The sequence below is a fragment of the Psychrobacillus mangrovi genome (assembly GCF_037104765.1).
In the GTDB taxonomy this organism is placed as follows: Bacteria; Bacillota; Bacilli; order Bacillales_A; family Planococcaceae; genus Psychrobacillus; species Psychrobacillus mangrovi.
The window spans coordinates 516,640-530,948 of record NZ_JBAWSY010000002.1 but is presented as its reverse complement, the minus strand read 5'-3'; the positions used below and the strand labels follow the sequence as shown (position 1 = coordinate 530,948).

General features: G+C 33.3%; 13 protein-coding genes. 7 read left to right on the top strand and 6 right to left on the bottom strand.

What is annotated here, in order from left to right:
• Positions 1 to 56 precede the first annotated feature (56 nt).
• The 3 genes from WAX74_RS05615 (at position 57) to WAX74_RS05605 (ending at position 2,325) form a co-directional block, all read left to right on the top strand.
• Positions 57 to 929, top strand: a complete 873-nt coding sequence (locus tag WAX74_RS05615) for a patatin-like phospholipase family protein (RefSeq protein ID WP_336496744.1) — start codon at positions 57 to 59, stop codon at positions 927 to 929.
• Positions 930 to 1,010: 81 nt separating this feature from the next.
• Positions 1,011 to 1,424, top strand: coding sequence for a pyridoxamine 5'-phosphate oxidase family protein (locus WAX74_RS05610; RefSeq protein WP_336496677.1), 414 nt, complete (start codon positions 1,011 to 1,013; stop codon positions 1,422 to 1,424).
• 292 nt (positions 1,425 to 1,716) lie between these two features.
• Positions 1,717 to 2,325, top strand: a complete 609-nt coding sequence (locus tag WAX74_RS05605) for a protein kinase family protein (RefSeq protein WP_336496676.1) — start codon at positions 1,717 to 1,719, stop codon at positions 2,323 to 2,325.
• A 24-nt stretch (positions 2,326 to 2,349) separates the two neighbouring features.
• Here the strand turns inward: WAX74_RS05605 and WAX74_RS05600 are convergent, their stop codons facing one another.
• On the bottom strand, positions 2,350 to 3,153 hold the full coding sequence (locus WAX74_RS05600) for an EcsC family protein (protein ID WP_336496675.1): 804 nt from the start codon (positions 3,151 to 3,153) through the stop codon (positions 2,350 to 2,352).
• A 99-nt stretch (positions 3,154 to 3,252) separates the two neighbouring features.
• On the opposite strand from WAX74_RS05600, the gene WAX74_RS05595 reads away from it, so the two are divergent.
• From WAX74_RS05595 to ptsP, 4 genes are all read left to right on the top strand, one after another.
• Positions 3,253 to 4,758 (top strand): spore germination protein, encoded by a 1,506-nt coding sequence (locus tag WAX74_RS05595; RefSeq protein WP_336496674.1) that lies wholly within the window; start codon positions 3,253 to 3,255, stop codon positions 4,756 to 4,758.
• A gap of 25 nt (positions 4,759 to 4,783) precedes the next feature.
• Positions 4,784 to 5,863: a GerAB/ArcD/ProY family transporter gene (locus WAX74_RS05590; protein ID WP_336496673.1), complete on the top strand. Its 1,080-nt coding sequence runs from the start codon at positions 4,784 to 4,786 to the stop codon at positions 5,861 to 5,863.
• Positions 5,860 to 6,960, top strand: coding sequence for a Ger(x)C family spore germination protein (locus WAX74_RS05585; protein ID WP_336496672.1), 1,101 nt, complete (start codon positions 5,860 to 5,862; stop codon positions 6,958 to 6,960). The genes WAX74_RS05590 and WAX74_RS05585 overlap by 4 nt, the downstream gene beginning before the upstream one ends.
• Positions 6,961 to 7,156: 196 nt before the next feature.
• On the top strand, positions 7,157 to 8,881 hold the full coding sequence (gene ptsP / locus WAX74_RS05580) for a phosphoenolpyruvate--protein phosphotransferase (RefSeq protein ID WP_336496671.1): 1,725 nt from the start codon (positions 7,157 to 7,159) through the stop codon (positions 8,879 to 8,881).
• A 25-nt stretch (positions 8,882 to 8,906) separates the two neighbouring features.
• Here ptsP and WAX74_RS05575 read toward each other — a convergent pair whose 3' ends face one another.
• The 5 genes from WAX74_RS05575 to WAX74_RS05555 form a co-directional block, all read right to left on the bottom strand.
• A complete protein-coding gene (locus WAX74_RS05575) occupies positions 8,907 to 9,071 on the bottom strand; it encodes a YfhD family protein (RefSeq protein ID WP_336496670.1) in 165 nt (54 codons plus the stop codon).
• A 373-nt stretch (positions 9,072 to 9,444) separates the two neighbouring features.
• Positions 9,445 to 10,737: a HAMP domain-containing sensor histidine kinase gene (locus WAX74_RS05570; protein WP_336496669.1), complete on the bottom strand. Its 1,293-nt coding sequence runs from the start codon at positions 10,735 to 10,737 to the stop codon at positions 9,445 to 9,447.
• 45 nt (positions 10,738 to 10,782) lie between these two features.
• Complete coding sequence (locus WAX74_RS05565) at positions 10,783 to 12,000, bottom strand: HAMP domain-containing sensor histidine kinase (protein ID WP_336496668.1); 1,218 nt, start codon at positions 11,998 to 12,000, stop codon at positions 10,783 to 10,785.
• A gap of 193 nt (positions 12,001 to 12,193) precedes the next feature.
• Positions 12,194 to 12,622 (bottom strand): hypothetical protein, encoded by a 429-nt coding sequence (locus WAX74_RS05560; protein ID WP_336496667.1) that lies wholly within the window; start codon positions 12,620 to 12,622, stop codon positions 12,194 to 12,196.
• Between the two features lie 209 nt (positions 12,623 to 12,831).
• Positions 12,832 to 14,202, bottom strand: coding sequence for a DL-endopeptidase inhibitor IseA family protein (locus tag WAX74_RS05555; protein ID WP_336496666.1), 1,371 nt, complete (start codon positions 14,200 to 14,202; stop codon positions 12,832 to 12,834).
• Positions 14,203 to 14,309 lie beyond the last annotated feature (107 nt).

Genomic DNA, 14,309 nt, shown 5'->3' with positions numbered 1-14,309 from the left:
TACTCCTATTTTTCTCTTACAGTGTAACAACACCAAGAAAAAAGGGGGATAATAATATCTTAATAGATGGGGTGTTTTCTGGAGGTGGATTAAAGGGTTTTGCGTTAGTCGGTGCTTATCAAATATTAGAAGAGAAAGGCTACCGATTCAAACGTGTTGCTGGCACAAGTGCAGGAGCAATTCTTGCTGCCTTTATTGCTGCAGGCTTCTCAAGTAAGGAAATAGAACAATTATTGGATGAGTTGGATACAGCTACTCTGCTTGATCCTCGGAAGACACTTCTTCCTATTCCATTTATGAAATGGCTAAATTTGTATTGGCGGATGGGCTTGTATCAAGGAAAGGCTTTGGAAAACTGGTTTCTCGAAAAACTAGCAATAAAAGGTGTTTATACATTTTCGGATTTACCACTTGGATCACTGAAATTAGTTGCCTCTGACTTGACGAATGGAAGAATGATTGTTATTCCTGATGATCTAGGAAGGTATGGAATATCTGCAGATAGTTTTCCTATTGCACGTGGCTTACGAATGAGCTGTGGCATTCCATTCTTCTTTGAGCCGGTCAAATTAAAGACAGGAACTGGAGATACAATTGTAGTGGATGGTGGAGTGCTAAGTAATTTTCCTATGTGGATTTTTGATAATGGTAATAAGGAACGACCAGTTCTTGGTTTAAAGTTAAGTGGAAGCTCTGAAGAAGCTCCTGGACATACAATAAACAATGGTCTTCAGTTGTTCGAAGCGTTATTTTCAACAATGAAAAATGCACATGATGAAAGATACATTTCAAGAAAAATTGAAAAGAACATTATCTTTATTCCCGTGGAGGATTATAGTGCTACCCAATTTGATATGACGGAAGAAATGAAAAAGGATTTATTGGAAAAGGGACGTCAACGGGCTATTCAATTTCTGAAAATATGGTAACATTTCATTCTAAAATCAATGTTTAATTAAGAGTATTAAAGGAATAATAAAAAGGAGATGAGTGGAAGGAGACGATTTATTATGGCAAAAGAATTAGCACTTAAAATCTTAAACGATAGCAAAATTGGTACAATGGCAACTATACAGCAAAATAAACCACACTCACGCTTTATGACTTTTTTTAACGATGAATTTATCCTCTACACAGCGACTAGTAAGAAGACACACAAAGTGGAAGATGTTCAAAAAAATCCGAACACGCATATTCTAATCGGGTACGAAGGTAAGGGACTAGGAGATTCTTTTTTAGAAATTGAAGGTACTGTAGAGGAATCAGATGAAGAAAATTTAAAAGAAAAAGTGTGGAATGATGACTTAAAAGGTTGGTTTACTGGTCCTGAGGATCCAGATCTGACTATATTAAAAATTACCCCTACACAAATTAGGGTAATGAACACAAAAGGAGAAGAGCCACTGGTAGTTGATTTGAATTGATTGACTCTCCATTTTGAAACGCATATACTAAGCCTACAAAATAATAAAATATCTTCCGTTAAGGGGAGTAGCTATACAGCAAAGTCGTCAATACAGGAATATGTTCCTCGGCTTTGTTGGCAACGAAAGTTGTTTGCGAGACCTTACCAATTATTTGGTTAAGGTTTATGTAAGAGACGACATAACCAAATATTGGTTATGTCGTCTTTTTTTACGGAATTAGATACTACTTTTCCAGGTAGGGCCAGATATAGGCGCTATGCCTTTCTTAAAATTTATTGGAGGTCACAGTTTGAATAATTATCATGCATATGCAAATTCAGTCATTATAAATGACCAAAATCAACTCATTTCCTTTGATAGTTCCCTAATGCTTGTAGGGGGAGGAAGAAGTGCATTTGTTTTTAGAATAAAATCAACACAAAGAGTAATTAAAGTGTATTTTCCGAATTTGAAATATATTGCACAAGAAGAGGCAGAAATTTATCAGATGCTTCAAGGAATTGACTATTATCCTACTCTATATGATTCAGGGGTTAATTATATAGTAATTGATTTCATTGAGGGTAAAACATTATTTGAAAATGTTACCCTTGGTAATGAAATAACTGCTCCCCAAGTGAAAGAAATTGATCTAGCATTATCGTTAGCTTCAAACAAAGGATTAAATCCCTCTGATATTCACTTACGCAACATTATTATTACACCAAACGGGGACATTAAGATTATTGACGTTGCTCGTTATAGACAATCAAAAGAATGTATGCGATGGAACCACATTAAAAAATTCCATAGACAGTTTTATAGAAAATGTTATTTTCCAAAGAAAGTATCTGCTAGAGTACTAGATGGTATTGGCAATTTATATAAAAAAGGACTTATACCATTTTATAGAGATTAAATGGCATAAGTCTTTAACTAGTTCTTATAAGTGATCGTTATTGTTTAGCTTCTCGCAGATTCTTCTTTTACGGTAAAGCATAATCCCCGCTTCTGCAATATCATTCACAGCCGAACGGTTGATAAAGGCACCAAAGACCAGACCAGCTATTGGAATCATTTGAAATAACTTTTTCCATCCGAATTGATCTCTATAAGCAAAAACTACCTCACGCCAACCTTGCATCTCTGAAACAACCTCTCTTTTGACTGTCTCATCCTGATGATCAAACTTTGATAATTGAGAAATAATAGTTTGCTTACCAACAATATCAGCCGACACAAATTGTAAGCATTTTATGATAAATAATCGTTCTTTTTTGTCATTTGGATTGTAACCATAGCTAATGGCTATGTCTTGTAAGGTTTTTAACTGTAAACCTAAAAGGAGCGGTATATCCAGTGTAAGTGTAAAGATACCACCAATGCCGGTTCCTGCACCCTGAAAGGTTGCAATGTTTTTTCTGTTTTTCCTAAGACTAGCTACTGATTTGTCCATTTTAGAAACAGGCAGTTTTTGCACATCTTCTAAAGTTTCCACGCCTGAATCAGGATAATAAGATGGGATTTTGGATAAGGAGCTTAAATAACTTCCACCTGTTTGAACGTATTGACCAAGCTCGTCCAATAGTATTCCAATTTTGTTTTGAATAAATTTAGGTGTCCATTTATCAATCATTTTAAAGGGGAGACGCCCAAGTTTTTCCCAGAACCATAAATCACTTTGATCCTTTTCCCAAGACTCTACCTTTAATAGTTCTTCTGTTAACCATTCTTTCGAATCCTTCACTTAACCACTCGCCTCTTTATTTTCTTAATTACATGAACGAAATTCATATTAAAAAGTTCTCACTTCACTTGTAGATACAATGGAATACTATTATTTAAAATGGATAAACTAGTCAGTAAGCTTGTAGAAGGATGTGTGGTACTAATGAAAAATCGTAAGTTGGTACGTACCACAATAGGTCGGCCATCTCAAAAAAGAGAACAAAATAAAATGAAAGACCAACCGGAACAACCAATTGAAATTATTAAGAAACATACCAGTCAAATTAATGATGTTATATATAAAAAAGTACTCACTGATGATGGGTTGGTTACAGTTATTTATAGCAACTCACTGGTAGAGAAAATGACTTTACAAATAATGGTTCTAATGCCGCTCGCCAATCATTTAAATCAAATTCATCAAGTATCTGAAATAATGGATTTATCTAAGTTAGAGGAGATTTACTTTAAACTCATTTCAGGTTATACACTTTTGTATTTTCATCAAACGAATTTATTAGTGGGATTAGATACTTATAGCGCTCCTTCTCGAACGATTACAAATACAGAAACAGAGTCAACAGTTATTGGGCCCCAAGATTCGTTTACGGAATCATTGGAAACAAATATTTCATTAGTAAAAAGGCGTATTCGTAATCCAATGTTAAAAAATGAAAATCGAATAATTGGATCTGAAACAAATACAAATATTTCTATTTTGTATATTGATGATATCGTAAATAAAGAAAATCTAGAAACGGTAAGAAGCAGAATTGATAAAATAAATTATCCTGCTTTCAACGATATTTCTATATTAAAACAGCTTATGGAGGATAATCCCTACTCACCTTTTCCGCAGTTCTATTTGACGGTTAGGCCAGATAGCATATCACATTATCTGATTGATGGAAGAATTGCGATACTCATGGATAGTAGTCAATCGGCAATCATTTGTCCTACATCCTTTTTAGAAATGTTTGTGTCCATTGAAGATTACTATAATCGTTGGACAACGGCATCTTTACTTCGCTTCCTTCGATTTTTTGGTTTTTTCTTAACTATTATGATAACTCCCATGTACGTCTCGACATTAACATTCCATCCGGAAATTCTTCCCTATGAGCTATTATTGAATCTGCAGGAGTCCAGGGCAAAGGTCCCTTTTCCTCCACTTTTTGAAGTGTTGTTTATCGAACTAATTATTGAAGTATTAAGGGAAGCCGGATCCCGAATGCCTGCAAAAGTAGGACAAACGATTGGTATCGTAGGAGGTATTGTAATTGGTACAGCAGCAGTTGAGGCTGGTCTCATTAGTAATATTCTAATTGTCCTTGTTGCAACCTCCGCATTACTATCATTTCTTCCTCCTATTTTTTTAATGAGTAATACAAGTAGATTTGTTCGTTATATCTTTATTTTATCCGCAGGGATGTTTGGGCTAATGGGACAAATGCTTGCGTTTGCTTGGTTAATTGCTCATTTACTTAGGTTAAATTCCTTGGGGACACCTTTTATGTCACCGATTATTCCAAGAAAAGCAGGGGACTTAAAGGACGGTATTTTTAGGTTTCCAATAACTTTCCTTAGAAATAAAACAGGAATATCAAGGTCACAGAAAAAGTAAATTCAGTTTGGAGAGGTAGGTTAGGTTGAGTACAAACAAACGAAAGCTTTTAAACAGTTATCATGTAGTTTTTTTGGCGCAAAGTTCTATGTTTGGTACTGGAATCCTTACACTTCCTCAACGATTAAGCTCTTTAGGTTATAGTGAAGCATTTTTTCCATTATTGCTTGGTATAATCGCTAGTCTAACATTATGGCCAATGATTTGGATTATGTCTAAATATCCAAACGAAAATTTGTTTCGTATAAACGAGCTTTTGTTAGGTAAATGGATAGGAAAAAGTATGAATATGCTTTTTATTTTTCAATTTACTTTGTTTCTAGCTGCAATAATTAGTAACTATATGCAGCTTATTCAAACTACTGCCTTGCCGGAACAAAGTACTACTATCCCCGTGCTTTTGCTAATATTACTTCTAATTTACATTGTTAATGGTGGTATAAAATCTGTTGCACGATTTTGTATGATGGCATTTTTTTTAACCATACCTTTACTATATTTTTTGCGTTGGGCAATTGAAAAAGGGGATGTCAGTCACATTTTCCCGCTATTTAATTACAATTTAAAAGAAATGGTTGAAGCTATAAGAAAAGGATATTTATCTATTCTTGGTTATGAATTAATCCTGTTTTATTATCCTTATATTTTGAATCAAAAAAAGGCATTTAAACATGCATTACTAGGAGTTTGGATAAGTATAATTCTCTGTCTCATTACAACATTTGTAAGTGTAATGTATTACTCAGAATGGCAATTAAAGAATGTCGAATTCACTGTGTTGCAATTGTTTAAAGCAGGTGAGCTTACTTTTATAGAAAGAATAGATATTATTGGAATGACGATGTGGGTATTTTTAGTTTTATCGACAATGGCAGCATATCTTTGGAGTGCAAAGAAAGGATTGGATTCTATTCGATCTAAAAAAAATAAACTTCATATATATATAATTGCAGCTGTTGTTTTTTTGATAATTATATTGCCTTATTCTCATGAAATTAGAGAGAAATTATTTGAGGTGAGCTACTATGCAGGTTATCTGCTGATAGTTTGGCCTATATTTTTGAGTATTGTACATTTACTTAGAAAAAAGAAGGTGCAACAATGAAAGTAAAATTCATTCCAATAGTATTTACTTTTTGTTTAACAATGTTAGCCGGTTGTACAGCTAAAGAATTAAAAATACCTCTTGAAGATATTGGTATGGTCGGGGTTATGGCATTTGACTATTTAGATGAAGAACAATCACAGATAACGGTAGCTATCCCGCAATATGATCCACAAGCGAAGGAGCATACACAAATTTTCAGCGTTTCCTCTGATTTAATTTCAAAAGGAATCGTGGAAATAGAAACACTTTCAGATAAAAAGATAGTGCTAAATCAATTACGGGTTGTTCTTGTTAATGAGCAGTTCGCTCTTCACGGGGATGTTCAAAATGCAATTAAACAGCTATATAGAAACGCTGAAGTTGGCAATAAAGTACTGATTGCAGTAGTTAAAGAAAGCGCAGGAGATATGTTAAAAGGAGAGTATCCAGATAAGCCAAGCGTTATTTTTTATTTAAACGATTTATTACAACCTAGTATTAATACAGCATTTAATCCGAATACAAATATTCATGATTTTATGTATACACAAACCAATCCTGTTTTTGACTCTATTGTTCCATTTCTAGAAACAAAAGACGGGAAAATAGAGATAGACGGTATTGCATTATTTAAAGGAGAAGTGATGCACAAAAGATTATCTACAAATGAGGGGCTTATCATACAAGCGTTACAAGGAAGAAAAAAACTTGCTCCACTAAATATTGAACTTAAAAAAGAAAAACTATTGATCGATTTGATCGATAGTAAAGTAAAAATTAAAAGTAATAAAAATCTAGAAGAACCTAAATTAAACATTGAACTAAAAATGTCAGGTACACTGATTGAATTTAGAGGTGAGCGGGAAAATAATTTAAAAAGCGTGGATGAAATCGCGGAACTAGAAAAAGATGTAAATGAAAAAGTTAAACAAGACATTAGTAAGTTTTTGGAAGAACTAAAAAAAATAGAAGTTGATCCAATTGGATTAACTGAAAACTTTCGAATGCACTACAAAGGAAATTGGGATAAAGCATTAACAAATGAAACCATTAGTAAGTTAGAGTGGGATATTCAAGTCGATACATCTATTCTAAGTACCGGAATATTAAGATGAATTGTAAGCGAAGTACTAAACATCAATAAGAGCCGAAGACCGGGTAAAGCACTCGGTCTTTACTTAATTTAATCTACTTTACATTTTTGAAGAATAAGAAATCTCTTGCTTTACTATGATGGTGGTAGAAATTCATAGGAGGAAGGGGACTATCTATGTTTAGACAATTCAATATATTAATTCCTAGTGCTACTTAATGACGCACTATTTAAAAGGAATAGCCGCATCTAGTGGAATAGCAATTGGTAAGGCTTTTCTGCTAGTAGAACCTGATCTTACTGTCATTAAAAAATCCATTACTAGTAGTGAGGAAGAGATTACTCGTTTTCACACCGCTAAACATGAAGCTAATAGAGAGTTGCAAAAAATCAGAGATCACGCTGCAGATGATTTAGGGGATGAACATGCAGCAATATTTGATGCTCATCTGCTTGTTTTAAGTGATCCAGAGCTATTAGGGACAATTGAGAGTAAAGTAAAAGTAGATAATGTAAATGTAGAACTTGCATTGCAAGAAACTGCGAATTCATTAATCGAGATGTTTGAACAACTGGATAACGAATATATGCGAGAGCGTGCTGCAGATGTTCGAGATGTAACAAAACGACTATTAGTAAAGCTTTTAAAGTTAGAAATCCCTAACATAGCGTTGATTGATGAAGAGGTGATAATAGTTGCAAAAGATTTAGCCCCATCTGACACCGCACAATTAAATAAGGAATATGCTAAGGGATTCATAACTGACATGGGGGGACATACATCTCATTCTGCTATAATGGCACGCTCTTTGGAGATTCCCTCAGTTGTAGGTACATCAATTGCAACTTCTACTATAAAAAATGGGGACTTAATAATTGTTGATGGAAATAATGGGGAAGTTTATATAAATCCATCTAAAGAAAAGATGGATTTATATATAGAGAAACGAAACCAGATAGATATTCAAAAGAAAACATTAACATTACTTAAAAATAAACCAACTATCACGTTAGATGGTAAACAAGTTGAAGTTGTTGCTAATATTGGTTCACCTCGGGACGTTGAGAGCGTTATTGCACATGGAGGGGAAGGGGTTGGCCTTTATAGAACTGAATTTCTCTATATGGAAAGAGATACACTTCCTTCAGAGGAAGAACAATTTCAAGCATATAAACAAGTTCTAGAAAAGATGGAAGATAAGCCGGTCGTCGTTAGAACATTGGATATTGGTGGTGACAAAAAGCTTCCTTATTTAAACTTACCAAAGGAATTAAATCCTTTTCTAGGTTTCCGAGCTATTCGATTCTGTTTAGAGAATCAAGAACTATTTAGAGTTCAACTACGTGCATTATTACGGGCAAGTAATTTCGGAAATCTTAAAATTATGTTCCCGATGATTGCCACTCTAGAGGAATTTCGAGAAGCAAAGAAACTTGTACTAGAAGTAAAAGATTCACTTAAGGAAAAAGGATTTGCGGTAGCGGATCATATCGAAATTGGAATAATGGTAGAAATTCCTTCTACAGCCATTTTGGCTGATCAATTTGCACAAGAAGTTGATTTTTTTAGTATAGGAACGAATGATTTAATCCAATATACAATGGCAGCTGATAGAATGAACGAACGTGTGTCTTATTTGTACCAACCATATCATCCTGCAATCTTACGTTTGGTCAAAATGGTCACTGACGCTGCACATGCAAAAGGAAAGTGGGTAGGGATGTGTGGAGAAATGGCGGGAGATACCATTGCTATCCCATTATTGCTAGGGCTGGGGTTAGATGAGTTTTCAATGAGCGCATCATCCATGTTAAAAGCCAGAAATCAAATCAATCAGTTGAAAGAAATTGACATGAAGGAACTTGTTGATAAAGCCTTATTTATGCATACCTCTGAACAAGTGATGCAATATGTAATAGATAAGATAAATCCCACTAGCTGAAACTCTAGTGGGATTGTTTTTAGAATTATTTCTTCTTATTACTTATTTTATTTGTTCCTTTTTCTCCGAGTTCAGCAAATTCACTAGAAAATTCTTCTTGTATTTCATTTGGCTTTATTTTTTGATTTTTAGGTGTTTGAGGAAGCGAATCTTTATTTTTACTTTTCCCTTGTTTATTGTCTCTTCCCAAGTAAAATTCTCCTTTCTCCTTCTACGTTCTTTATTAATATGGCTTATTAAACTTAATTTAATCATAGGATTTGTTAAACGATACATTATCCATAAGTACAGGTTCATTGCTATACCTATAGACTTGCGCGCTGACCGCACGAATCTACTAGTAAAAGTTCGTTCAAAGTTTCAAACATGATTCTATACTCCAGGCTGTGATGAAATGAACGACTCATCCTGCGGTGGCTCATGCGTAGCATGCGGCAAGCGCAAGTCCGATTGGTTGGCATCATACTAGATGAACAGATTATATCTTTGAAAAACAACATCGAAGGTTAACAATGCTTAATCATAAAAAAAACACTGAGATATTAAGCTCAGTGAGTGTGATTTCAACTTAAAACATATTTATTCTCATTTTCTAGAATTTCTATTTGTTCTAAATGGTCAGGTATGGAAGGGAATGTAAACTTAAATGTAGTACCTGAATTTAATTCACTATCGACGTGAACCGTTCCGTTCATAGACCTAATAATGCTATAGACAACCATCAGACCGAGGCCTGTCCCTTTTTTTCCTTTTGTGGAGTAATAGGGCTCTCCTAAACGATTCAATTGTTCGGGTGTCATCCCTATGCCCGTATCTTTAATTAGTATACTAACCATGGATGAGGTGGTTTCTGTTTCGATGGTCAATGTTCCACCTTTAGGCATAGCTTCCATTCCATTTTTTATAATATTAATTAAGCATTGATGAAACTTTTGCTTATCACCAATTATCGCTAAATCATTTGAGAAGTGCGTTATAATTTCTATTGATTTTTTCTTTGCAGTTAGTTGCAGTGATTGAATAGCTTGCTTTATTTCATCATGAACATAGATAGTTTCTGTTAGAAAGTCTTCCGTTTTAGAAAAAGTTAGATAATCTTGAATAACCCTTTCTGCAGACTTTAGTTCTTTCTTTATAATAGAGAGGTACTGAGAACGACTTTCCATAGAAATATTTTCACTCTGCAAAAGTTGAACAAACCCAGTCGCTGCTGTCAATGGATTACGAATTTCATGAGAAATAGAAGCGCCCATTTGTTCGACTGCTTCCAGTCTTTTTGTATTAAGGAGATGCTTCCGCAAAAGAATAGATTTAGTTATTTCTTCAATAAAATATGCAATCATTCCAACCCCTAAAGGTTGTATAAATAGGACAGCGAAATATAAATCGTATTTAGGGTATGGTAGATGAATAAATTCCAAGACAGTTTGTATTAAACTGAAGAGAAAAGTTAGTCCCATTGAAAACAATATACGCTGATTAGGCGATAGCTTTATAAATAAGGGATATAGTCTCCAAAGTGTGATAGAGATTACACCATAAAGTGTAAATGTCACCCAAAAGGAACTGTTAATTCCATAAAACGCTTTAATGCAAATAGTTAGCACCCCTAAAAAAGGTCCTAATCCCATATAGAGGCCGCTGATCATTATAGGAATATTTTTTAAATCAAACAGAAAGCCATCATGTATTGGATAGCTAAATACAATACAGAGGAAGAAGCTAACAACAAAATATAAAATAGCAACATTTTGAATAAATTTTAAATTATTTGATCGTTCAGCCCATAATACACAAAAAAACATTAATACGATCAATAAAGATAAATTGAAAAAAAAATGTTCAGTTAGATCCAAGGAAATACCTCCCTTCAAGAACGTTTTAGGTAGAGAATTCTATAGTTAATGTTTTATTGATTTAAAGGAAAATCTAAAAACTGAATCATTTCCATTTTGACTCCTAATATCTATTGTTCCTTTCATATCACGTATAATATTGAAGGCTGCAGCCATTCCTCTATTCAAAATAGGTTGTTGTTTTCCATTTAACATTACGTTGTTAGTTATGGAAATTAAAATACTAGTTTTGGTATCAGTGGTTTCTATTAATAACGTACCACCGTGTGGCATACAGTCAATATAATTTTTTATAATATGGATAAACGATTGTTGAAATTTTGAACGATCGCCTTCAATAAATTGAGAAGAAGAGAAATTAGTAATTATTTTCACAGAATGAAGATTTGCTAAAGGCTTAAGCAACTTTATAATATGAGTAAGTTCCGTATCGATATGCAGTTTTTCATATGATTCAATTATAGGTTTAGAAAAGGTTAGGTAATCTTGTATTATTCTTTCTGCTGAATCCAATTCTTCTTTTAATATAGAAAGATATTCAACTCTCTTATCATCCTTTAGAGAGTTATTGGAAAGTAGTTCTACAAAACCAATAGCAGTTGTTAAAGGATTTCGTATTTCATGAGAGATTGCGGCTCCCATTTGTTCAACTGCTTCTAATTTCTCTGCTTTTATTATTTGTTGTTGCAATTGAATATTTTTTTCTGTCGCTTCAATAATATATGCAATCATAGCAACGCCGAGTGGTGGGACAATAACATAGGCAAATATCAAATCCCATGTATGACCATGACCAGAATCTGCATCATTAAAAACTAAAATTAATATACCTACACTAATTAATAAAGTTATACCCATCATTAATAGAATCCGATATTTAGAAGATAGCTTCAAAAACCATGGGGAAATAAACCATAAGATAGGGCTAAGAATGGCATAAACTACCAGTCCCAAATAGTACCCAAAATCTATTCCGTATAAACCACGGCCGACTATGATTACTATAAAAAGTATGTGACTCATTCTCAAATAAAGAGATCCTATTAAAAAAGGAACAATCCTCAAATCTAAAACAGCTTCATCGCCTAATTCATAGGAAAAAAGGAAACAGAGCATTAAAGAAACTATACAATAAAGTAAACCAGTTCTTTTGAAGACAAAAATACTTTTACTACTCATTGTACGAATTACGGTAAAACTAATGAAAAGCAAAAGGACTAATAAAGAAAGATTAAACAGAAAATGCATGGTTATATTTTCCAATGTTATACCTCTTCTAATCTACTTTTATAAATTAATAGTAACTAGTACGAAAGAAATATACAATGGTTTTAATAAAAATATTTTGAACATTCTTTTAATATAATAATTTTTAGAAAAATGTTTCATCTCAATGAAAAAAGCACTTAAATCTCTAACCGGTTGGTAGATGATTTAGGTGCTTTTTACCTTTTTTTTATTTATTGAAAAATGAAATTAATTGTTTAGTGGAAGGGGCTTGAATTTTATACGCCAACGTTCGATCTTCACTATTTACAATTTTAGGGTTAATAGATTCAATCACATTGAACTTCCAAAAAGAAGGCTTGCTTTTGGTGCTTTTTTCAGTTTCCTCAGTCATCATTTTTCTTTGAAAAGAATGAAGTTTTGCCATAAGGAACTTATCTTTAATACGAATGAGCAAGTATCCTTCATCTTTTTCAGGATTATATTTTTTCATTAGCGAGTCACCTAGTTCAAATGAGTTTGATTTGTTTTGAACAGAGGGCGAAATGACAAAAAAATGATCTTTTTGAAATATGGAAGTATTGGATACTTGACGAAAACCTAAATCATTTATTAGAAAATCCAGATTTACTTGTGAAGCGGCACTAGCGACTGACATAAACATACCTCCTATACGTAATAAAACATCACATATTTTAAGTATACCCTAATTCTTCTAAAACCTCTTCAAAATTAGGAATATTTTCTTAACTCATGTTTGTAGAAGTTATAAAAGCCATCGCCAATTCGTTAAAAACAAAAGGAAATATCGTTAACCTAAGCTTTTAAAACTTTATCAGTTTCTATGTTAGAACCTAGTTTTACTAACTAATACATGTTTACAATCCCGATCTTATCAATTTTGTATTCCATATAACCAGATGGTTGAACAGTAAACAACATTTTATTTATTCCATTCGTTAAAGGTCCTTTGTAATTATGTTCAACTTCCACGTTTATCGTAACTAGAAATTCTACTTGTGAATTATTTCTTTCTGTTTCAGTCAGCTTAATGAACTCTACTTTTTTAATACCTTTTTTAAATTCCGTTACATTAAAAGTAGAATGAGGCAGGAACTGATTTTGTGAAACCTTTGAGTCAATGAGCAAGTAATTAAATAGGATAGAAATAGGATTTACATTTCCTGGGATATCTAATTCCCAATAAGGATTTTTGCTAACTCGCCAACCAACATTCTCTACATATTGATATTCTACTATATATATTTGTTTTTCATTCGTATTTTCGATTGGAACAATCACTCTATAAAACGTGGTATTTTTATCTTTTTTAATGAATTCCGCAGTTGCTTTATTCCATTGGGCTAAAGAACCACCATCTGCTTCAACTTGTGCGAGTTTTCCTTTGTACTCAACGATTCCGAAATCTTTTATAAACTGCTCGGCAGTAGCTTGTGTCATTGACTGCATTAAGTAGCTCATTAATTCAGCTTTTGTATCAATTTTGCCTGAAAGGTAACGATAGGTAGATCCGTTATGAAGAAATGTTTTGTATTCTCCTGGAGTATATTCTCCGCCAGCCTGCACATAGAGAGTAGCCTGGGCAAATTTAGCTGCTTGCTCAACTGCTACTTTGTCCGTAATAGCTGTACTTTTTTCTTGAATTGGTTCTTTGCTAATTTTCCATCCAATTTTGTTGTTCACAAATTGATATTCAATGAGATAGTTTTGTTTTTCATTTGTATTCCAGACAGGTACAGTTAGACGGTACTGAAGATTGTTTTTATCTTTTTTCACAAACTGAGCAGTTGCCTTTTCCCATTGTAATAAGGAACCACCATCTGCTTCCACTTGCGCTAATTTTCCTTTATATTCAATGATTCCTCTGTTTTTTATAAACTGCTCTGTTTCTGCTGGTACTAAAACCTTTTCTAAGTAAGCTTTTAGCTCTTTTTTAGTATCGATAGAACTGGATAAATAACGATAGGTTTTTTTGTCATAAGTAAAGGTTTTATATTCTTCATTTTTATAATCCCCGCCTTGTTGAATATAACTAGCTATCCTGTTAAATTCATTTGCTAATTCAATTACTTTTTTTGTTGACAGTTCATTTTGTTTTGCTTTTTGTTCAACTTTTGTTTGTTCTTTTGCTAGGACGTTAGAGTTTTGTGAAAATGGCACACTTAATAATCCGATGATTAAGCCTGTGATTAGTAGCTTTTTTGCACTTCTGTTCATTTCATAACCCCCAAGAAATGTTTTATTTACTAACATCTGATTAGACGTCACAGAGTATCAAGCTGTTACATCTAAAAAATGCTCCATCTTATTTATAGTAGAAGTCG